At 39.1% G+C, this 21,938-nt stretch carries 17 protein-coding genes, 5 pseudogenes and 1 riboswitch; of the genes and pseudogenes, 6 read left to right on the forward strand and 16 right to left on the reverse strand.

What is annotated here, in order from left to right; all coding sequences use genetic code 11:
- Positions 1–88 precede the first annotated feature (88 nt).
- From M1D81_RS18785 to M1D81_RS18800, 4 genes are all read right to left on the reverse strand, one after another.
- A complete protein-coding gene (locus M1D81_RS18785; protein ID WP_456266029.1) occupies positions 89–937 on the reverse strand; it encodes a PRD domain-containing protein in 849 nt (282 codons plus the stop codon).
- A 30-nt stretch (positions 938–967) separates the two neighbouring features.
- Positions 968–2,434 carry a glycoside hydrolase family 1 protein gene (locus tag M1D81_RS18790; protein ID WP_456266028.1) on the reverse strand — a complete coding sequence of 489 codons (1,467 nt, stop codon included), beginning with the start codon at positions 2,432–2,434 and terminating at the stop codon, positions 968–970.
- A gap of 4 nt (positions 2,435–2,438) precedes the next feature.
- Positions 2,439–4,298, reverse strand: a complete 1,860-nt coding sequence (locus M1D81_RS18795; protein WP_456266027.1) for a beta-glucoside-specific PTS transporter subunit IIABC — start codon at positions 4,296–4,298, stop codon at positions 2,439–2,441.
- A gap of 327 nt (positions 4,299–4,625) precedes the next feature.
- The gene (locus tag M1D81_RS18800; protein ID WP_456266026.1) at positions 4,626–5,519 is read right to left on the reverse strand and encodes a hypothetical protein; all 894 of its coding nucleotides are present in this window, start codon (positions 5,517–5,519) and stop codon (positions 4,626–4,628) included.
- Between the two features lie 141 nt (positions 5,520–5,660).
- On the opposite strand from M1D81_RS18800, the pseudogene M1D81_RS18805 reads away from it, so the two are divergent.
- Positions 5,661–6,002 (forward strand): annotated as a pseudogene (locus M1D81_RS18805) (PadR family transcriptional regulator); the annotation flags it as partial.
- Positions 6,003–6,064: 62 nt separating this feature from the next.
- Here the strand turns inward: M1D81_RS18805 and M1D81_RS18810 are convergent.
- Complete coding sequence (locus M1D81_RS18810; RefSeq protein WP_135031597.1) at positions 6,065–6,688, reverse strand: NUDIX hydrolase; 624 nt, start codon at positions 6,686–6,688, stop codon at positions 6,065–6,067.
- 170 nt (positions 6,689–6,858) lie between these two features.
- Between M1D81_RS18810 and M1D81_RS18815 the strand changes: the two genes are divergently transcribed.
- Both M1D81_RS18815 and M1D81_RS18820 read left to right on the forward strand, forming a co-directional pair.
- Positions 6,859–7,065, forward strand: coding sequence for a helix-turn-helix transcriptional regulator (locus tag M1D81_RS18815; protein ID WP_003215336.1), 207 nt, complete (start codon positions 6,859–6,861; stop codon positions 7,063–7,065).
- A complete protein-coding gene (locus tag M1D81_RS18820; RefSeq protein ID WP_456266025.1) occupies positions 7,062–7,742 on the forward strand; it encodes a DUF3169 family protein in 681 nt (226 codons plus the stop codon). Before M1D81_RS18815 ends, M1D81_RS18820 begins: the two co-directional genes overlap by 4 nt.
- A gap of 47 nt (positions 7,743–7,789) precedes the next feature.
- Here M1D81_RS18820 and M1D81_RS18825 read toward each other — a convergent pair whose 3' ends face one another.
- A complete protein-coding gene (locus M1D81_RS18825) occupies positions 7,790–9,136 on the reverse strand; it encodes an amino acid permease (RefSeq protein ID WP_456266024.1) in 1,347 nt (448 codons plus the stop codon).
- Positions 9,137–9,300: 164 nt separating this feature from the next.
- A riboswitch (glycine riboswitch) is annotated at positions 9,301–9,380 on the reverse strand.
- A gap of 255 nt (positions 9,381–9,635) precedes the next feature.
- On the opposite strand from M1D81_RS18825, the gene M1D81_RS18830 reads away from it, so the two are divergent.
- The 3 genes from M1D81_RS18830 (at position 9,636) to M1D81_RS18840 (ending at position 13,203) form a co-directional block, all read left to right on the forward strand.
- Positions 9,636–10,655, forward strand: a complete 1,020-nt coding sequence (locus tag M1D81_RS18830; protein ID WP_456266023.1) for a LacI family DNA-binding transcriptional regulator — start codon at positions 9,636–9,638, stop codon at positions 10,653–10,655.
- Between the two features lie 445 nt (positions 10,656–11,100).
- Positions 11,101–12,282, forward strand: a complete 1,182-nt coding sequence (locus tag M1D81_RS18835; protein ID WP_456266022.1) for an MFS transporter — start codon at positions 11,101–11,103, stop codon at positions 12,280–12,282.
- An 18-nt stretch (positions 12,283–12,300) separates the two neighbouring features.
- Positions 12,301–13,203, forward strand: coding sequence for a shikimate dehydrogenase (locus tag M1D81_RS18840; protein WP_058838381.1), 903 nt, complete (start codon positions 12,301–12,303; stop codon positions 13,201–13,203).
- Between the two features lie 129 nt (positions 13,204–13,332).
- Here the strand turns inward: M1D81_RS18840 and M1D81_RS18845 are convergent, their stop codons facing one another.
- The 10 genes and pseudogenes from M1D81_RS18845 to M1D81_RS18890 all read right to left on the reverse strand — a co-directional run bounded on the left by M1D81_RS18845 (position 13,333) and on the right by M1D81_RS18890 (position 21,930).
- Complete coding sequence (locus M1D81_RS18845) at positions 13,333–14,526, reverse strand: MFS transporter (RefSeq protein WP_456266021.1); 1,194 nt, start codon at positions 14,524–14,526, stop codon at positions 13,333–13,335.
- A 316-nt stretch (positions 14,527–14,842) separates the two neighbouring features.
- Complete coding sequence (locus M1D81_RS18850; protein ID WP_456266020.1) at positions 14,843–15,028, reverse strand: YxiF family protein; 186 nt, start codon at positions 15,026–15,028, stop codon at positions 14,843–14,845.
- A 343-nt stretch (positions 15,029–15,371) separates the two neighbouring features.
- Positions 15,372–15,603, reverse strand: a pseudogene (locus M1D81_RS18855) (tRNA-Val4); the annotation flags it as partial.
- Between the two features lie 82 nt (positions 15,604–15,685).
- Positions 15,686–16,012 (reverse strand): hypothetical protein, encoded by a 327-nt coding sequence (locus M1D81_RS18860; RefSeq protein WP_456266019.1) that lies wholly within the window; start codon positions 16,010–16,012, stop codon positions 15,686–15,688.
- Between the two features lie 19 nt (positions 16,013–16,031).
- Positions 16,032–16,883, reverse strand: a pseudogene (locus M1D81_RS18865) (hypothetical protein); the annotation flags it as partial.
- Positions 16,884–17,281: 398 nt separating this feature from the next.
- The gene (locus M1D81_RS18870) at positions 17,282–17,722 is read right to left on the reverse strand and encodes an SMI1/KNR4 family protein (protein WP_456266018.1); all 441 of its coding nucleotides are present in this window, start codon (positions 17,720–17,722) and stop codon (positions 17,282–17,284) included.
- A pseudogene (locus M1D81_RS18875) lies at positions 17,722–18,162 on the reverse strand (LXG family T7SS effector ribonuclease toxin YxiD); the annotation flags it as partial. The pseudogene M1D81_RS18875 and the gene M1D81_RS18870, both read right to left, overlap by 1 nt.
- A 249-nt stretch (positions 18,163–18,411) precedes the next feature.
- Positions 18,412–19,205: pseudogene (locus M1D81_RS18880) on the reverse strand (T7SS effector LXG polymorphic toxin).
- Positions 19,206–19,400: 195 nt separating this feature from the next.
- A complete protein-coding gene (locus M1D81_RS18885; protein ID WP_456266017.1) occupies positions 19,401–20,621 on the reverse strand; it encodes a TerD family protein in 1,221 nt (406 codons plus the stop codon).
- A 328-nt stretch (positions 20,622–20,949) separates the two neighbouring features.
- On the reverse strand, positions 20,950–21,930 hold the full coding sequence (locus tag M1D81_RS18890; RefSeq protein ID WP_456266016.1) for a restriction endonuclease: 981 nt from the start codon (positions 21,928–21,930) through the stop codon (positions 20,950–20,952).
- Positions 21,931–21,938 lie beyond the last annotated feature (8 nt).

A 21,938-nucleotide genomic window follows, 5' to 3' on the forward strand; every position in this document is an offset into this window, starting at 1 on the left:
TGGTACAACAGAACGACCTATCGGAACTTAATATAAACATTGATCATACAAAGAACCACTCGCCTCATCAAGGCAAGTGGTTCCACATTTATTTTAGTTGCTGATAAGATATGAGGCGGTGTATATGTACCGCAAGATAAGTAAGCTCATCATTAGGAATGACGATACTATGCACCTGTTTAATATAGTCTTTGATCTTAAAAGCAACATCCATCGCTTGAGGATACAAGTGTGCAATTTGTTCAAATAACTCATTTTCTTGATCTGATAATAATTTATCAGCATAAAATCTTTCTACAAAGAATTTCACATGTGTAATGAACCGGCTGTAATGAATATTCTCTTGATCCATTTTCATATTCAACGTATAGCGCACAAGATTGACAATACTTCCGATCATCTTGGCGTATTTCATACCATCTTTCGACTCGGACTCTTCACCTAATGCATTAATTAAGTGAAAGGCGATATTGGCAGCTTCTTCTTTTGGTAATTGTATGCCCAATGTGTCATTGACTAACTCAAGTGCGTAATTCCCTACTTCAAATTCTTCTGTATAGTAATTTTTGATTTCCCAATACACGCGATTCGTAATATTAATATTCTTTTTATGACGTTCCACTGCAAAATTCAAATGATCCATTAAGGTAAAATAAATACCTGAATTTAAAGTTGAGTTTAAACGATTTTCTGCATATTTGACGATGTGCTGAGTTAAATCGATAAATTCCTGCGGCATTGAATCTAACAGTTGAAGAAATTCTTTTGCTCTCATGTTATCGACTGACATAAAGACTTGATCGGCTTTTTTCTCTTCTATCATTTGACCTGGTTTCTGTCCATAGCCAATTCCTCGGCCGAACAAAACCATCTCCTGTTGGTTCTGATCTTCCGCCAGGACCACGCTTGAGTTTAAAACTTTTTTGATTTTAAACATCGTCATCACCTGTTTTCATGATTGTGGTGTTCAATCAAGCGATTCACCATTTGTCTCAATGACTTTTTGGTACCAATAAAATGAGTCTTTTCGAGATCGTTTTAATGTCCCGTTCCCGTCATCATCTTGATCTACGTGAATGAAGCCATAACGTTTTGACATTTGTGATGTACCTGCACTAATAATATCAATCGAGCCCCAGCTCGTATATCCAAAGAGATCGACGCCTTCTTCGATCGCTTCTCTCATTTGACGGAAATGCTCTTTGAAATAGTTAATACGATAGTCGTCATGGATTGAGCCATCACTTTCAACTACATCCTTTGCACCCATGCCGTTCTCGACTATGATAAGAGGTTTTTGATAGCGATCATACAATTCGATCAAAGAAATTTTCAGACCAACCGGATCAATTTGCCAGCCCCAGTCAGTTGAAGGAAGATAAGGGTTTTTGACTCCACGAATGGTATTGCCTTCTGTCTCTTCTAATCCTTCTTGGGCTGATTCCGTTAAAGACATATAGTAGCTAAATGAGATAAAATCTACTGTGTTTTCTTTTAAAATGGTAAGATCATCTGCTTCCATTTGAATATGAATATCTTTTCTCTCAAGCATGCGCTTGATCAGCGGTGGATATTCGCCAAATACTTGAACATCTGCATAGAAATAGTTTTCTAAATTTTGTTTCAAAGCTTGTTCCACATCATTCGGGTGGCACGTATGCGGATACGTTGTCAATTTTGTTAACATACATCCGACCTGGCTGCCTGGAATGATACGATGGCAATCTGCTGTTACGAGAGCAGATGCGACAAATTGATGATGAAGTGCTTGGTACACCGTCTCTTCTACTTTTCCTTCTGGGCAGCGATCAGGAATAATTCCCGCTGTAATGAAAGAGTGGCGGTGAATACTATCAATTTCATTAAAGGTGAGCCAATATTTCACATCATCTTTATAACGTTCGAAACAAACATTGGCGAACTTCACAAAGAGGTCGATTACTTTTCTTTCAACCCAGCCGTTATATTTTACACTAAGGGCTAAAGGCATTTCATAATGCGAGAGAGTCACGATCGGTTCTATGTTGTGTTTTTTCATTTCTGCAAATACGCGATCATAAAATTGCAGCCCTTTTTCATTCGGTTCCGCTTCTTCCCCAGTAGGGAAGATACGACTCCATGCTATAGAAATCCGAAGTGTTTGAAATCCCATTTCAGCAAAGAGAGCCAAATCCTCTTTATAGTGATGATAGAAATCGATCCCTCTGCGTTTTGGATATTTTTTATCGTCTGGATCTTTCATCGCACGATCTATATTCTCAGTGGTAACAGCAAGATGACCTTCATAATCTTCTACACTCAAGTTGGAACGGTACATTGCAATATCTGCAACAGACGGTCCCTTTCCATCTATATTCCAGGCGCCTTCTGCCTGGTTAGCAGCAATGGCGCCGCCCCATAAAAATCCTTTTGGAAAACCTTTGAATTTTGTCATATGATTAGCCTCCTAATTGTGTAACAACCATCAATGTATCTTGACGATTGACCTCTTGTAATGACTGTACCTTAATATCATATTGATCTGTATTTGTGACTACAGCAAGTGTTACTGGATCATATCCTGCTGCCATGATTTTTTCTAGATCAAATTCAATCAATAAATCACCCGCTTGAACACGGTCTCCAGCCTGCACTTTTGGATGGAAATACTGTCCTTCCAACTGAACGGTGTCAATACCGATGTGGAATAATACTTCAACCCCTTGGTCCGTTTTCATACCAAGTGCATGGTTTGTTTCAAACAGCAAGGTTACCTCACCGTCTACTGGTGCATACAGTGCTCCTTTTGAAGGTACAATGGCAATTCCTTCTCCCATGACCTTTGAAGAGAAAATATCATCTTTCACTTCAGATAGAGAAATCATTTGGCCAATCACAGGGCTTTTGAATGTTTCTCCTGCTCCAATTTTTTCAGCAAACCCAGCTTGCTCCTTTGTCTTTTCTTCTACAGTTCGATCTTTACCTAATACAAAAGCAGCGATAAAGGCGACAATAAACGAAATGACCGCTCCAATGATAGCAAACATCAAATTTCGCGGGAGCTCATCTGATATAAACATCGACATGCTTGCTAATCCAGGGCCAACAAGCACAAAGGCTTGTATACCAACTAAACCAATGAAAATTCCGCCAATAAACGAACCAATCATAACACTTCCAAGGACTCGCTTATTTTGAAGTGTCACACCATATAACGCCGGCTCTGTGATGCCAAAAAAGGCTGATATTCCTGCCGAGATGGCTGTTGATCTGAGTACCTTGTCTTTTGTTCGAAGTGCCACAGCAAAACACGCTCCACTTTCCGCAATATTATGCGCAAGTGATGCCGGTAAATAAAGTGCTTCTTTCCCAAGGGTTCCCATCGTTGTGACTGCATAAGGGACCATTGCTTTGTGCATGCCTGATGCAACCATGAATGGGAGGACCGCTGCTAAAATTGCGACAGCTACCCAGCCTACCGTATTAAACATTGCAAGAATAATAGATGAGAAACCTTGCCCCGCTGTAAAACCAATCGGCCCTAACAGAAGGAGCGTAACTGGTACAGTAATGACCAGTGACATCATCGGAACGAAGAAAATCCGAATTGGTTTTGGTGAAAACCGTGTAAAGAATTTTTCCATTTGTGCGTAAAGCAATACAGAAAGGATTGCCGGAAACACTTGGTACGCATAAGCTATATTTTTTACATCGAATGAAAGTAATTGTGCACCTTCTGTAAGCATCGCCGTCATGTTCGGCAGAAGGAGCGCACCGACTGCCGATAGTGCGACCAGTGGATTTACTTTTAGTTTATTCGCCGTCGTTACAGCAACTAGTAAAGGCAGAAAGTAAAGTGGTGCGTCACCTACCATGTTCAGTATTTGATAGGTTTGTCCCTTTGCATCCATCCAGCCTAATAAAGAGAAAAGGAGAAGAAATGATTTTAAAATTCCTCCGCCTGCGATAGCTGGTACAAGCGGCTGGAAGACGCCGACAATGAAATCTAACAGAACTGTGCCTGCTTTTCTTTTTTCTTTTGGCTGGTTGGATGGCACGTCTTGGCTTAATGAGGTGCTGCCAATTAAACTAGTTACCTTTTGATACACTTCAATGACATCATTCCCAATGACTACTTGGCATTGTCCAGACATTCTGACAGCTATAACACCTGGTGTTTTTTCTAGTGCTGGTACATCTGCTTTTTTCTGATCGATTAGTGTGAAGCGAAGTCTTGTTGAACAGTGTTCAAGGTGCGCAATGTTTTCTTTGCCGCCTACATGCTGTAAAACGTCTTTGGCAACTTGTGTGTAATTCATTTTTTCTCCCCCTTTTCCCATACATGAGACCTATATTTTAGCAATAAAAAAAGGACCTAAAACGACAAATAAAAGAATTCATCGTTTTTAGATCCTGCCTGCATGACCAGTCACATGTCTAATTTATTCATATTGGATTTGTTTTTAGTATATATTGATTACATGAAAGCGTCAACATTTATTTTTCTAAAAATTATTAAGGTCTATATACCCAATTTCTCTTCTTGCTTTGTTGAAGTAACCTTCATACAATAAATATCCTTTTATCATTCACCAAAACTATTTTCATCTAAAAACCAGAAAATGACCCATCTGGTTTATCACCATCTATTTTTTCGTTTCTTCAGCCTGCTTTTTGAATGCTTCCGTTTGTTTTTGATATTCCTCTTTCGTGACAGCTTTAAATTCTATTGTACCGCCTGCCATTTTAAAAGGAAATTTAATTGATGTTGCATCTCGATCAGTTTCCCCTAAAATAAACCCCTTTTCAATTGCAGGATAAGTACTCAAATCAAACATTATCCCATCTGAAACGCCACCGGCTGTATGTTTCGTTTCTTTATATGGTTCTCCACCATCTCCTGGGACCGTTCTCATCAGAAAAGAACCTGCCCATTCAGACTGCATATACATCCGTTTTACTTTTAGAAATAGCTGGTATGAACCATCCTCCGCCGTATACAGATAACCATAAGCGCCTGTTACTTTCTTGATAAAGTTCCTTACATAATCATGGAATCTATTCTCAGAGTCCTCCATCAATTCATCATATCGGTCATGAAGGTCCTTTTGAACAGCACGTAGTTTTGTTTGATCAACTGCTTTGTATGTGATGCTTTGCTTTTCACCTTGTTTTTTCACAGAAAGATCTTTTTCATCAAGGTGAACTTTATATGTGATCGTCTCTTTCTCTTGCTTCACTTGAAATTCGTAACCGTTTTCAACAGTTTTGCCAGTTAATTTATATTTGTTAATAAATAAGTTGGGATCAAAATGTCTTTTTGGGTTTTCCTCCAAAATGGTTTCATTTAGATAACCTGTGACTTTCCCTTTTCTCTCCGTTACCTTGAACCAGTTCACTTGATCCTTTGTCTTATATACAAAGGCGTAAGAGTTGTTCAATCCACTCTTTTTTGCATTTGCTTGATATGCTATCCAGCTGACAGCACCGATGACTAGTACCGCTAACATTGCTACGATCCAGATTTTTGATCTATTCATACATACCTCCTCTGATCATTGATTTGACGGATTTTATTTTTTTATCAATAGATGTGATGCATCTCCTACAGCGATCTCTTCACCAGTGGATATCGCATATTATGTATCTAAATGATACATCTTTCAGATAGGTGTGCTGATATGAAAAAATACAATGATACGACGTATGCGATTTTAGGTATTTTAACGACTGATTGTAAATCGGGGTACGAAGTGAAGCAATTAGTTGATAGAAGCCTGCATCATTTTTGGAAAATCAGTTATGGACAAATTTACCCAGCTTTAAAGTTAATAGTCGAGGAAGGTCTTGCAGAAGTTTCACCTGCTGCTACTTCTGGCCGCTCAGACAAGCGGGAATATCATTTGACTGAAAAAGGACTGGATACGTTAAGAGAGTAGCTGGCGCAGCCGCTCGATCAGTTACCAACAGAGCGTAACGAAGTGTTATTAAAGTTATTCTTCAGTCAATATCTTTCGTTTGAAAGTAATGGACAACAAGCAGCAAAGGAACGGCTGAATACAACAAATTCCTAGAGAGCGATTCTCTAGGAATTTCTTTTTGCAACGGTCACAAAATGCTTTAATATGCGGGCTGTTAATCCCCATATGGTGTAGTTCTCGTAATCATAAAACCATTCCTCAATCGAACGGCTTCCCCAGCTGTATTTTTCACCATTCATGATTTTTTCATAAGGGAAGTCCTCTCCTGGTGTTGGCTGAACAGATACATGATGTAAGTACGGCTCATATTGGCTGAGCCATGATAGGGGCACGGTAAAAGTCTCCTCTACTTCTTCTTGATTAAAGGAGTGTTTCACCTTTTGCTCATCAATGATACCGACATATGGGTATACCACGAAGGATGGAGAAGCGATATAAGGACTAAGCTGTCCAAGGATCTCGACCGATTCTGGCGGAATGCCCAGCTCTTCATGTGTTTCTCGCAGTGCAGCTTCCTGTGCAGTTTCGCTGCCGTCAAGCTTGCCCCCAGGAAAGCTAATATCCCCCGGCTGTTTTCTCATGGTCAGCGATCGTACCTCAAATAATATATGCCATTCTCCATTTACTTGCACCAAAGGGATAAGGACTGCTGCTTTGAACGCTGTCTCTTCTCCAATGAACAATGGTTGTGATTGATGTAAGTCATTTTTTAATTGATCAATGAACACGGACATCACCTGTTTTCTGTTTCTCTTTCCTTTAGCGTATCATGGTTCACCTTTTCAATAAAGATCATCCTTCTGACAATTATTTTTATCATTTTGACAACTTTACTTGTCAAAATGAATATAATGCTTTACAATCAAGGAAAGATTTCAAACAAAATTGAGGTGACAGAATGAAAAATCGGTTAAAAGAGCTTCGTGCGCGTGATGGTTTAAACCAAACTGAGCTTGCAAAGCGTGCAAAGGTCTCTCGTCAGACTATCAGCTTAATGGAACGAGATGAGTTAATGCCGTCTCTTTTGCTTGCGGTTAAGCTTTCACGAATTTTTCAGGAACCCATTGAACGTATTTTTCTATTCGAGGAGGATGAACTTTCATGAAAACTGTATACAAAATGCTCTTAGGTGCTCTCCTTGGCTTTCTCGGCGCTTACTGTCTGCTGGCAGCCGAATTTGAGATGACACTTCTTGATGTTGCATTTGAAGCGACTCTTGTCATCAGTGGATTGACGATTTTATTGATTATTTATTGTTTTTCAGGGATTTCACGTATGAAAAAAAGAGTATCTCTTTCGGTTTCTGGAGATGAGGAGGATGAACTGGAGGCAAAGCAATATCGGACCTTTACTGATTTGACTTTAGCCAATACGGTAAGTACCATTTTTTCCATTGTTGCCATGGGTATCGCGATCGTCACCGAGCAGCCCATTTGGTTGATTCTCGTCAATGCTGCTTTATTTATCGTCTCCATTATCAGTTCATATATAGCGATATCTGTTCTAAATCTTGTCTACCCTAATCGGAACCTGCCAAATCCATCTGACAAAGATTATAGTAAAAAGCTGCTCGCCATTTCAGACGAAGGGGAAAAGCATGTGATGCTTGGCGGACTGTATCACACGTATCAAATGATGAATGTTCTATTGACCGGCGCCATGTTTATTTTGATTGTGTATTCCATTGGAGCCAACCACTCTCAGCTGTTCTCAATTATGGTGATTGGACTTGTTTTGATCATTTTGAATGCAAATTATGTGCTAAAGATTAGAAATCGTTAAATGAACAAAAGCACAGCCTCATGCAAAGGCTGTGCTTTTTCCGTTCATTATGACGCGCGGCGTTTCTTTCGTGCATAAATCAAAAATAAGAAACCAAACCAAACCGGTGTCAATAACAGCGCTGGACGTGTGGCGTCTGCGAAGAGCATGATCACGAGAATGGCTGCAAAGAGCGCAAGAACACAAATGTTCACAAAAGGGGTGAACGGTGCTTTAAAGGTAGATGCTTCATGCAATTCAGGCCGTGTTTTTTTATATTTCAAATGGCTAATTAAAATAATACTCCATACCCAAATGAAACAAATGGCACTGATTGTTGTCACAATACCAAAGGCTTGTTCGGGAATCAGCTTGCTTAAAAGAGCTCCAACTGATACCACAATCGTCGAAACAAACAGCGCATTACTTGGGACAGCATGCTTGTTCAAACGTCCGAAAGAAGCTGGACCCTGCTTTTGATGACTGAGATTATACAGAATACGGCTTGTCGAGAACATGCCGCTATTACAAGCTGATGCCGCAGATGTCAGGACGACAAAGTTGATGAGCCCTGCTGCTACTGGTATCCCAATGAGTCCAAAGATTTTCACAAAAGGGCTTTCTGATGCACTGAGCTCAGTCCATGGGTTGATACATAGTAAAACAAAGATCGCACCCACATAGAAAAATAGAATTCTTAATGGAATCTTATTAATCGCAGAAGGGATGTTTTTTTGCGGATTGGCTGTTTCTGCTGCGGACACACCGACCAGTTCAACTCCCACATACGCAAAAATCACCATCTGGAACGAGAGCAAGAAGCCTGTGACACCATTCGGGAATAACCCGCCATGAGACCATAAATTCGTTACTGTCACCGGTCCGGCATCTGTTTGAAAACCAATGATTAAAAGAACAATTCCAACCCCGATCAATAAAAGAATCGTCATTACTTTAATGAGTGCAAACCAAAATTCCATTTCTCCGAAAAGCTTTACTGTTAACAAATTCAACCCTAGTAAAATCAACAAACAAATGATGGCAGGAATCCACTGCGGGATGTCAAACCAATACTGCACATACACCCCGGCAGCAATGACATCCGCCATCGCTGTCATAATCCAGCAAAACCAATACGTCCACCCTGTAACAAAGGATGCCCACGGGCCGAGATAGTCCTCTGCAATATCGGTTAATGACTGATAGCCCGCCTTCGATAAAAGTAATTCTCCAAGTGCCCTCATGACAAAAAAGATGGCCATTCCGACAATTAAATAAGCAAAAATGATTGAAGGACCTGCCAATTGAATGGCTTTTCCAGAGCCTAAAAACAGCCCTGTTCCAATGGTTCCGCCAATGGCAATTAATTGCACATGACGGTTTGATAAATCACGTTTTAATTCTTGTTGTGCCAATGCTAACACCCTCCTACGACACGATCTTATACTGAAATAATGAACTCTTTAAAAAGTCCATAAAAAAAAGAGATTGGATGCGCTCCAATCTCACGGTCATAAAAGAATAGCAAAATAGAGAAGAGTCATACACGGCATCATCCATGCATCACAAATACAATATTTCGTACTCTTCTGTCCTTTTGCCTGAGATTGTGAACCCTTCGGCGCCGCACATACATGCGGTCTCTCCAGAAGCTGCTCCTGCTATAGTGTGACCCACAGCATTCATAGCCTTCGTTATTTAATTAAAATGTTGCTATTTCTGAATAATTTTATATTTTACGCCTCAATCAGAAACCTGTCAATGGTAATCTTTTATGACTTACGGCGTTACTCATATGTCTTCACTTCATCAATCCCCCCTGATTCATGTATAATAAATCAAAAGATGTTCGGCTCATAAATTACTCTTGATCATGAACAAAGTTAGGCAATCCATTGAAGTTGGTGAAGATAAATGAAAAAAATGAACAAACAGCGTGTCACATTACAGGAAGTCGCCAAGCATGCCGGTGTCTCGACTTCAACGGCATCACTCGTTGTTCGAAATAATCCTAGAATCTCTGAAGCCACTCGAAACAAAGTACTGCAAGCCATGGAGGACTTAGGATACGTATACGACCGCGTTGCTGCTAACATGCGGTCAAAAAGCTCAAATATCGTTGGTGTAATTGTGACGGATATTTCTAACACCTTTATTTCGGAGTTTTTAATTGGCGTACAGACCACACTTGAATCGCTGGGCTATACTGTTTTACTTGGTACAACCTTTGACAGTGTCGATAAACAGGAGCGGCTCATTTCCACCATGGTAGAGCACCGGGTGGGCGGGATTATTTTAAACCCAGCTTCGAAAAGCTCTGCTCGAACGGTCAAACAATTAAATCAAATTCGCACCCCAAAAGTACTGGCAAATCGTGAATTATCAGACGTGCAATGTGACTATGTCGGTGTTGATTATGAACAAGGTACTTGGATGGCGGTTCATCATCTTCTTCAAAAGGGACATCGCCGCATCGCTTTTTTAGGCGGCATCAAGACCTCTTCGACTTGGATTGAGCGGATGAAAGGTTTCAAAAGAGCTCATGACGAAGAGAACCTAACGATTGATGATTCTCTTATTATTGATATAGAACCTACTCGTGAAGGCGGGAAAGAAGCACTTGCCCAAGTGATGGATCAGCCTGAGCCCCCTACTGCTATTTTTTGTTTCAGTGACTTAGTCGCATTTGGGGTCATTCAAGCACTATCAGCACGGGGTATCCAGCCTGGTGAAGATATCGATGTCGTTGGGTTCGATAATGTTCCTGAAGCGGAAATGTATCATCCACCGCTCACCACTGTATCCTCCTTCCCCCGATCCATCGGGGTAAAAGCAGCGAACCTTTTATATCATAAAATGAACGAGCAGGATGAAGAGCTGCAGCGAGTGATTTTAAAACCTCAACTTCATATTAGAGAAACCTCTCCATCATGATGAAAAAGAGAATTGTGTGCAGCAATTCTTTTTTTTTATTGATGAAGTCAACAATTTCTTTGTTTTATTTTTCTTTTTTTAAATCACAAAGTCATAAACTTGACACATTTAAAATGCAGGAGTATATTTATCTCGTTGCTTCTTTTAGTATATCGTTATACCTATTTCGTCATATCATTATCTCTATCAAAAAACAGTTAAAAGTGATTTTTTATGATTCTGATCAAATCATGAAGTTTCACTTCCTAATCAAGGCTGTTATTATTTTTTTCATTTTAGTAGAACGATGTACTTGATTGAAGAACAGATGAATATTCATTATTTTTTCATCAATCACATAAGGGGTGTTGTGATGGGCTTCATATTATTCATTTTTAAGGAAACAATAACAAAGGGTATACAAAGAATTTGACCTTAAAGGGGTTTCAAATATAGGAGTGGGAACATGAAAAATCCTTATATAAAATCGTCACTTGGCATGTATTTAAATTACTTCATGCTTGGCATGATCAACATTATTGTAGCTTCCAACATGGACAGCTTATCCGAACGCTACCATGTAGATATTCCGAAAATCAGCTTGCTTGTATCGGCAATCGGAATTGGTAAACTCATTGCGCTCTTTTTCTCAGGCCGGTTAGCCGACAGCTGGGGACGTAAGCCTGTCATTATTACAGGAAATTTCCTTTACTTACTATTCTTAATCGGTATTCCAACGACAACAAGTTATACACTGGCATTTATCTTTGCGATTTCAGCAGGTATTGCCAACTCACTGCTTGATTCAGGAACCTATCCTGCTTTGTCTGAGTCATTTCCGAAAAAAGCAAGTTCGGCTTCTGTTTTAGTAAAAGCGTCTGTATCCATTGGGGCGACTGTTCTTCCATTTATCTTGGCATTCCTAGTGGCACATGACATCTTTTGGGGCTGGGCGTTCTTTGGACTAGGGCTTCTTTATCTACTTGTAGGGATTTACTTAATCTTTATGCCATTCCCGAACCATAAGCAAGTTTCTTCACAAGACGCTCTTCCAGTACAGGATCAGCTGAAGGAAGAACCAAAAATGCTTGGCGAAGGTTTAGCTGTTGTACTGATGGGATTTACATCGACTGCATTGTTTGTCGTATGGCAGACATGGCTTCCGCAGCTCGGGTTAAAATTAATTGGACTTGGCACAGAACAATCCACACAGCTTCTATCTTATTTTAGTATTGGTGCACTGGTATCTGTTCTATTGCTTTCGGTCGTCTTAGATAAATTCATTTCACCGATTATGGTGGCGATCATTTATCCAATTGGGGCGTTCCTTGCAATGCTTTCACTTTTCCAAATCGAAACGTACAGCATTGTCATTGTCAGCACCTTCTTCTTAGGACTATTTACAGCGGGAATCTTCCAGCTGGCGATGAGTATAATGATGAAATTATTCCCGACAAACAAAGCAACGGCTTCATCCTATGTGAACATTGCGGCAAGCTCAGCGTTTATTCTTGTGCCGCTCATTACAAGTGGATTGGTCAGCACGTACGATATTAAAATGACGTTATTTTTCGATATGATCATTGCGGTTATCAGCGTATTACTAGCGGTCTTTGTTCTTGGACGCATGAAAAAATTATTTAGATAATTAAAGGAGATGTCAATCATGACAAACATACATGAACGAAATATTGATGGAAAAACAAAATTAGTCGGTCTACTTGCTACACCAATCGGGCACAGCCTTTCACCACGTATGCATAACCTTGGCTATACTCTAACAGGTATCAACTATGCTTACCTTGCATTTGAAGTAGGGAATGATGAACTGGAAGCAGCCGTAAATGGTATGAAAGCTATGGGTGCAGCTGGATTTAACGTCTCTATGCCGAACAAAATGAAAGTACTGGATTACTTAGACGAACTAGATGATTCTGCAAGATATACACGTGCTAGTAACACTGTAGTGAACAAGGATGGTAAGCTCATCGGCTACAACACAGATGGTCTTGGATATGTGAGAAACTTAATTGAACATGGCGTTGAATTAGCCGGCAAGAAAGTTACACTTGTTGGCTCTGGCGGCGCTGCGACTCCGATTGCGATTCAGCTTGCACAGTCCGGCATTCGTGAAATTAGCATTTTTGCTCGTAATGATCAATACTTTGTTCAAGCGGAAGAAAATGTAAATTACATCAACAACGAAATGAAATCTTTCGGTGTCAAAGCAAACATTTTCCCACTTGAAGACAAAGACGCATTCCGCCGTGAAGTAGCAGAAAGCGCGATCCTGGCAAACGGGACAAGCCTTGGCATGAAACCACTAGATCAACTCAGCATTATCGATGATACACTTGATGTACTTCGTAAAGATTTGATCGTGACAGATGTTGTATACAACCCGCAAAAAACAAAGCTTCTTGCACAAGCACAGGAAGCTGGCGCCAAAACCATTAACGGTCTTGGAATGATGCTATGGCAAGGTGCACTTGCTTACAAACTCTTTACTGGTGAAGATATGCCAGTTGATCAAGTAAAACAAATTCTTTTTGAAAATGACCGTTTCTAAAATAAAAAAGACAAAGGGCTAAAATGATCATCATTTTAGCCCTTTGTTTTATTTTTAGCGTGATAGATAACCGGTGCAGAGGGGTTTGTCTACACGCTGAGACGACTTCCTGCGGAGGTCGTCTTTTTTTTAATCATGTACCATGACTTGGCGGTATCGATACAGGATATACAGTGCGCCGATAATGGCCGCAACAGCCACCACTGCGTCGAACATAAAGATTTGTAAAATGGACGCGTGACTCTGAATTAAACCTGTTACGACCGGGATGACGATAGCCGACACGCCGCCCGCTGTGGAGATAATCCCTGTCATCGTCCCTTTGTTTTTCCAGAAGAATTCAGCCATCACAGTTAACGTCAGCTGAAAAACCCCTGCGGTTGAAAATCCCAATATAAAAGCATTGACGGTTCCTATGACTGGAGATTTCACGACCAAGAGCACACAAATGGAAACAAGTGTAATGATTGGATAGATCAGCAGTACAGTGACCGGACGGACAAAACGGCGCAAAAGAAACGCGAGCATCACGACAGAGAGCAGCCCGCCCATGCTATAGTAACTGAGCAGTTTCACAGCACTGCCCGATGCCATCCCCAAGATGGCCTCACCATACGTAGGAAGCCAAATTTGCGGCAGCGCATACAGCCCATTTGACGTAAAGCTGATCACAATGAGTGCGATCCCTTCTCTCCAAAATGTAGGCTCTATCGAGAAGCGCGGAAGTCCGTCATGCTCCGTAACCTGGACTTGCTCCTCCTTGCGATGATTCGGAAATGGCAAGGTCCACAGCATCAAGACATTCACAAGATAGATCAGAGCAGGAACAAAAAATGAAATTCCATAAAACAAATCATGCTGTGCTAAAAAATAAATCGCCAGAGGCAAAATGGTTGCTCCAATGGAGATAAAGGCCTTCACCATCACATTCGCAGACCCCGAGTTTTGCGGAAACGCCTCCATTAACGCAGGATACGTTCCTGCATCCATTGCCGAATTCGCGACCCCTGCCAAAATCGCAAACGCAAACGCGATTTGATAATTCGGAGACAATGGGATTCCAATGAGGAACACCGCCATCAGCACACCAGAAACCAAAATGACCGGCTTTCGCCCAAAACGATCTGACAGTACGCCTGATAAACCATACGTGAGCACCCTGCCAATGCCAAGTGCCGAAATCATATAACTAATTCCCGCACTATTGGTATCTAATTGTTTGATTAAAAATGGCATATTTGACGCCAAAATAATATTGACCATACCCAATAAAAAATAATTAATATACAGACTAGAAGCCGTTCTCACATACGGATTCCTCATCCTGACACACCCCTCAACACCATCGCAATGAAGTGACAAATAATGGTTACGCTTACAAGATCTCATATGTGAGAAAGAACAGCTTTACAGCCTTCACGTTCATACATCTCATCATGTCATGCAGCTCACAGCTTACACGCCCTTCATGTATCAAGCATTTCTTCAATTTTTCACTGCTCTTATTTTATACGAATGAGAAAGGTAAAGATAGTGAATTGCTTAAATTTGAAGGGAATTCATCGATCAAGCGTATGACACCATCGATAGAAAAAAGGAGTGGTTAACTGCCACTCCTTAAATGATGTCTCAATTCTGTTCATCGTTCATTCATACAGCCCCAAATAATTAGCTCATAAAAATATTCTGTTCTCTCGTTGCATAATCCAAAACGAAAATCCTCTGCCGCTAAAATAAAATGCCCATACCCACTTAAAAATTTTGTTTGCTCAAGTAGGCAATTTAAATGAATAAAAACTTCATTCACATTCACTTTAAGTTTCATGCTCTCGATAGTGTTCTCCATGTATTTCAATTTTATGTTCTCTCGATTGAAGGAAAGCAAACACCTTCTGACAAAACAATTGATTTTCCTCGATAGCTAAAGAGGGGTGTTCTGGAAGTGTCATATAGCTTAATTTGTTTATTAAGTGGTTTCTTCTGCTTTTTCTTTTTAAGGTTTTGATTTTTGGGTTTCTGTTGTTATTCATAGAAATCACCATTTTAGGGTTACCGTACTTTTTGTATCAAACATCTTCAGATTTCTAATTAAACAAAAGCACTTGTAGCCTGAAGAACTAACCAAGTGCCTGAATCATTATGTTTCTACTCGTCAATAATATTATTTAATGTTCAACTATTGTTTCATTTTTTTTGATAATTACATTTGTAGCATTCAATGTAATTTCAAATTTTTCGTATGCTCCATCTATAACATTTTGAATATATCCCTAAATACTCATCCACTTCTTCTACTGTTGAAATATCTTGTATAAAATCTGCGAAAACACTTATTTCTTCTGGGGGTATTATTGCTAAGTTACCAAATTGATCTTCCTTAAATTCATATGAATACTTCATATAAGTTAGTCACCTTCATACTAAAGGTTTATAGTGACTAATTTATACAGGCCAACTCGTCATTTGTTTAAAGCCACAAAATTTAATCTTCATTTATCTGCTCGTCAACTTCTTCTAGATACTTTTCTGTATCCAAATAAGATTCAATAAGAATATCTAAAAATTCAACACTAACCTCTCGACTATCTTCATAAATATGCATTTCAGCTCCAGCTTTTTCTAGTAAACTGATCATTTTTTTCATCTCTTTCAATTCATCAATATCTAATAAATTATAAGATAAAATAAAATCATTTTTATTTATTGCTTCTTTTATTTCAGAAATACTTTTATCTGTATGTTTTCTTAGAATCGAGATATATTTGATTTGATTATCATCTTTCTCTATTCGCATTTTCATTTCAGGCATTTATTTTCTCCTCCATAGTTTAGAAATCGTCAATAGGTTTAATTCTTTCTCCAGGCAGACTGTTCTTCCAATTACCTCCATGCCAACCATTAAAATGTTCATTTGGTGTAGCTGGATATATAATTTCACCTTTGTTCGCTAAATGTGGATATTGTGATGCACTGTAAGAATGATGACCTTGCACAGTTTTTCCATCTACTTTAGGCTTCTTACCATTTAGAATATCACTTAATTGCTGCTTATCCCAGTTTCTGGTTGGATCCTCTTTATTCAAAATCCTTTGACGTTCCTGATACCAAAACTCATTCACACCAGTGTTTCTATGTTTGGCAAACTTTTTATTCCATTTATAATTTTCGTATTCTAATTTCGTAATCGTCCTATTCTCAAATTTGTCTTTCAATTCTTTCATCTTCTTAGCGCTTAACTGCTTTCTTTGTATAGGGTGCTTCTTTAAATCTAATCCCTTGGTTCTTTCTGCTATAATTTTCTCAGCAACTTTTTGTTCACCGATCCTCAGACTACCATTGAAGCTCTTTTTACCAAACGGCAAAAGCATCCCCAGCGCTGCGTTCATACTAGCTTCCTGCTGTTCTTTCGAAATCTTATTTCCAAACATGTCTCGGCCTGTGATCGCTTCGCTGAAGCCGTTGGTGGCGGTGAGGCCATATAAGCCTTTTTGAGATGTCTTTAGGGCGTCAAAGGATTTTTGTGATGACTTGTAAATGTCGACTGCTCTGACTGCAGCTGATGTGGCTTGAGTCGTTTTATAGACAGCTTTTCCGCCTTTGAAAATGCGGCCTGCCCAGCCGACGATTGGGATGTAGCCTGCTGCGGTGAGCTTTTCGCCTGTGATTGAATTAAAACCTGTTTGCTTCACTGATTCCTTCATCTGTAAAGCTGTATTTCAAGTTCAAGCCTTATTTTTTATAGTACGCTTTAATTTCATCTTCTTAAATTTCAAGCTGTATCCATCTCTTTCTTACCCTTGAATGGAGACACGTATATACCTAACTACGTTCAACTTTTTATCCTCCCGTTACATAAAGTAATGTTTTTTAAACGAATAGCGAGTATTATACGACCGTCTCCCTTAAACATATTTAACTATATAAAGCAATCAGCTCCTTGATGGTACTATCATCATGGTCTCGATTCTCAAACTAGTCATTTTCTTATTAACTCATTCAAATATCAGGTAGTTTAATATTAATTAAAGTAAAAAACCTTGAAAGGCATTTAGCCAATCAAGGTATGCGTTTTATTTTTTTAATCAACTAGTAACTCCAAGTAATATTTATCATTTTCTTCTATTTTTCTTAAAAATTCTCCAAGAGAAATCGCAATTTGAATATCATAATAGTAAACCGGACTGCTATTCTTTTCATTCAATTCAATTGACATTAAAGCTGATTCACTACCTTCAAAAAATATTAGTTTGTTATTTTCAAATTCATCATAGATTTCTATATCAGGATAAAACTCAAAATCATTAACTCTTAATCGAAAATCTCTGACAGAATAAGGATCCATAATACGATTGATATTAAACTCTGAACCTTTAATAAACCCGTAGCCAACCTCTATATAAAAATTAACTAACTCCTTAGGAAATTTTAAATCGAGTTCCTTCTCAACCTCTTTTATTTCATTTTCAGTTACTGGATGAAAACTATTTTCTTGATTTGCCTTCATAGATTCGTATCCCATTATTTTTTACCTCCTTTAAATAGTTCGTTTGCTGGTGAACCTTTCCTATGAATACCAGCTTGATGCTCATTTGGGAATTTTGCAGGATGCATATTCCACCATTCATGCTCTCCTCCAAATGTATTCTCAATTATATGATGAGCATCATACTTATCTCCTTTTTTCCTAATTATTTTACCTGTTTTTTCTGAAATAACATTTTCATTATACTCAGGCCACTTTTGCCCAGTATTTTCTTCCCACTTTTTGATTACTGTATTTTTTACTTTATCAAATTCTGCTCTATGCTTAGCTGTTTCTATTGGTGTCATTTTTTTATATTCTTTATTTCTTAAGGCTTCTTTCAACTTCTCAGTTTGGTTTTTAGGTAACTCTCTGCCTGTTCGTCCTTCTATATCTCTAATATATTTTTTTATTGTATCAGAATCTATCTTATTACCCTTTACCCTCATCTTACCATGAAACCCTTTTGCCCCAATCGGCAAAAGCATTCCCAGCGCCGCGTTCATACTCGCTTCCTGCTGTTCTTTCGAGATCTTGTTTCCAAACATGTCTCGGCCTGTGATCGCTTCGCTGAAGCCGTTAGTGGCGGTGAGGCCATATAAGCCTTTTTGAGATGTTTTCAGGGCGTCTGTGATGTCTTGTAGATATCGACTGCCCTGACTGCGGCTGATGTGGCTTGGGTCGTTTTATAGACTGCTTTTCCGCCTTTGAAAATGCGGCCTGCCGATGTTCCCACCATAATCGAGGGCTTTTTCATACCAAGGGCGGTTGGCGAGTGCTTCTTGTTCCTTAGCGATCTTGCGGGCTTCTTCTTGTTCTTTTTTGATTTTCAGATATTCAGAAGTTTGCTTTTCAATATCGCTTTTTACCTTGTAGATTTCGCTATTTTGATACGCTTTCTTGTCAAAATTCATAGGCGAAATCGCTTTTCCGTCATTTGTCGCATTCATCATTTCAGCGTACAATGCCATTGTAGCTTTCTGCTCCGTTTCTGACAAAGCATATTCATCTTTTAAATTTTGATCAAGCTCTCTTAGGTCTTTGACCGTCTTTTTTCGTTCATCTTCCGCATCTTCTATTTTTTCATCAAAGGTTTGACTATCAAATACCTCTAGAGAAATGAGATCATCAATGTCTTCAAAAATTGTTTTGAGTGCCTTTTTTGATCCTTTACAATGCTTTTGGCGTTTTTGATGCCCATATGTACTGCGTTGTCTAAAAAGTGTTCTTCTACAAAGGTATCGCCGCCAAAGCTCATATCATCAAGTGTCCCAGAAACACCTTCATGAAAGGCTTTTTGCTTATCAATGAAGCTGATAAACATGTCTACATTTCCAGCAAGCTCTTTATAGAAACTTTTAATATTATCTGCGCCTTTCCCAGTGAAGTCATCACCGAGGTTGGCAACACCTTGTAATGCCTTTTTTAAATCGACCATTTGTTCGCGGAGTTCCTGATAGTGTTTTGCCCTTGTGTCCATGGCACTGGTTAGTGCTTTTGCATCAAGTATCTTGCCCAGAAGAAGTCACTCCCTCCATTATTGATCCGTGACCTCCAAAAAGGAAAAATAGTCTAAATGATCTAAAAAATGGAACAGACTCTCTATTTAACGGTCAAATAAAATAAGCTAGACAATGCACTTTGCTTTGTCCAGCCATACATTCATTTTATTTATTTATTTATAATCATTGATCGGTCCTTTATCCATCAAAACGTCAATTTCATTAGATGACTTCATTTTTAATTTAGGTCTGCGCTCGGAATTTGGTTTGCTGTAAAGCTCTAGCGGACGGATGATGACCCCATCATTTGTATTTTGAAGCATCCCCGGCACACAAGTATAAATCCGATCATTATCATTCGCATGTTTGGCATGAATTGTCACAGACGTTCCTTGGTGATTATCGATACTCATAGATACTCTATATCTATAAAATGAACCTGTTCCGTTTGATTGAGCAGAATAAACAACTGGAACGACAGCAAGAATTCCGTCATTTAACCGTAGTTTAATAACTTCTGTTTTCATCGATTCACGGTCCCTACCGACATCTCCCAGATGCTCTACAGCTCCGTTACCGTAACTTTTGAGAGCAGGAACACCTTTTGCGCCAAACATGGCCACATCTATTTGTTTTCCTGACTTCGTATAGATCAATGCATAAATATCATAATCGGTTCCAGACTCCCAGGATACTGTGGCTGTAATCTCAGGCGTTTTTTCAATGATGATCGGTTTATGACCTTTGTCTAGACTAATTTTACCTTGAACTTTCTCTAAGCTGATAGGTGCAGCGGCTGTCTTCATTGAAGCAGGCTCATCAATTTGTTTTTCAGAAGCCATTTGAGGAGGCGAAGAAACATCTTGTTCATCAGGTTCAATCTCCACCCCATAAAGCTTGCATAGCCCTTCCAATCCAGAATCGAAGCCACGCCAGATGGATCGCGCTTTCGTCTCACTATTTCTGATATATAGCTCTACTACGACAATACCCTTTTCATTTGTAAAGTTTACTGGTGTTAGGTATAGCACCTTATCACCTGTTCGAATTTCTGCTTGCAGATTCTTCACTTGAGAAAAATCAATTCCTTGATCTTCTGTTAGTGTAATCGCCATCTTTGTGATTCCTGCAGGCACTTTGCTCATATCAAAATTCAATTGATGCCTTTTCAACTGACCTGATATCTCTGCTGGTAAAAGTGTCGCGACACCCGTGGCACTCTCCGGCTGATTGTAAAAAATAATGCCATTATCTCCTTGAACTAGGTCTGAATCTGTTAAGAGAAACGCCGTTAAAGAAATGTCAATTGCAGATGACACTTCATAACTGATGGATACTTGTCCCTTTGGAGAGTTTAGTACGGTATTGGCACCCATTTGCAGAGTTTGATTCATTTCAACAACTCCTATTCTTTATCTACCATTTATCGCTTTTATAGATCAATTATACCAAATCGTGTCATGGTGCCTTTTCATATCTTTATCTCTTTTCAACCTTTGCAATGATATGAGACAATGCCAATTAAAAACAAAACTACTCTCGAAAGGAGAATCAATGTGTATAAAAAAATCATTCCTGCTGTTATGGTGATATTCGGCTTTTGGATTCTTCTTCAAATATCCTTGAACATGAAGATCTTTCACAATCCAATGAACTATTTTGTCGCTATTGCTCTCTTTTTTCTTTGTATTCAGGCATTAATAAAACTTAAACAATAAAAAATCACTCAGGTACATACACCTTTTTCAAAGGTAATAAAGATCTTGTCTCTGTTGGCATGTCCTCATACCATTGTACAATAAGATTGACGAGTTCTTCTAAGTCCAATAGATGAACTTCATTATGCTTCGCAACAGCTTTTGCATGAGAGGTAAATCCGCCAGTAGAAACAAATAAACTATTTGCATTCATGGGGTTAGCTCCTAATAATTGTTGCACTTCTGGTGCACTTGCTGAAGTTTTTCGATGCTTGACTTGTACTTTAATAATAGGTTTTTCAAATCCAAATGCATCTTTATAAGCTAATACATCTACACCGCCGTCAGGACCTTTTGGACTTACACGAACATTGTATGACATAGCTTGCAGTAGGCCCCCGACTAAGTCTTGCATCTTCCACGGGTCTAATTTATCCACCTTATCTGCAATCATCACAGTTGCTTTGCTGACTAAATCTTCAATAATTTCATCTTCTTCTGTTTCATCTTCGTATGCTGGTATAGAAGTAGGGTTTTTCAGTAGGTGTTCAATTTCCTCTCCCCAATCATCTACACGAAAAACAGTTGATATAGAACCAAGGCTGTTTTTGGCTGATTGGCTGAAAGAATCTCGTTTCAATGCGATTGGTTCCCAGTTGACTTGAATATGATTTGGATACATTTTATCCCCTGTTGCTTCATCAAAAAAATGTGGAGCAGTCACCGTACCAACTCGATATTCACGGCTTTCTTTTATGTATGTAATAATTCGATCTCCCTTTTGAATTTCTCTACTAAACCTCCATACCTGACTAACCCAGCTTCTTCTTGTAAACGGTTTGCTCTCGGCGAAGATAACATCAGCTCGATCATTCATCTCTTGCTTTGTTTGATATTGTTTTGGATTACCTAATTTCGGCCACCCGATTGATGCAATACCTTCCTTTTCCCAAATTGAAATTAACTCATTTTGGTCACCTGCGCGAACCATCCACCATTTTGTCATTAACGATC

The sequence above is a fragment of the Bacillus sp. JZ105 genome (assembly GCF_053903125.1).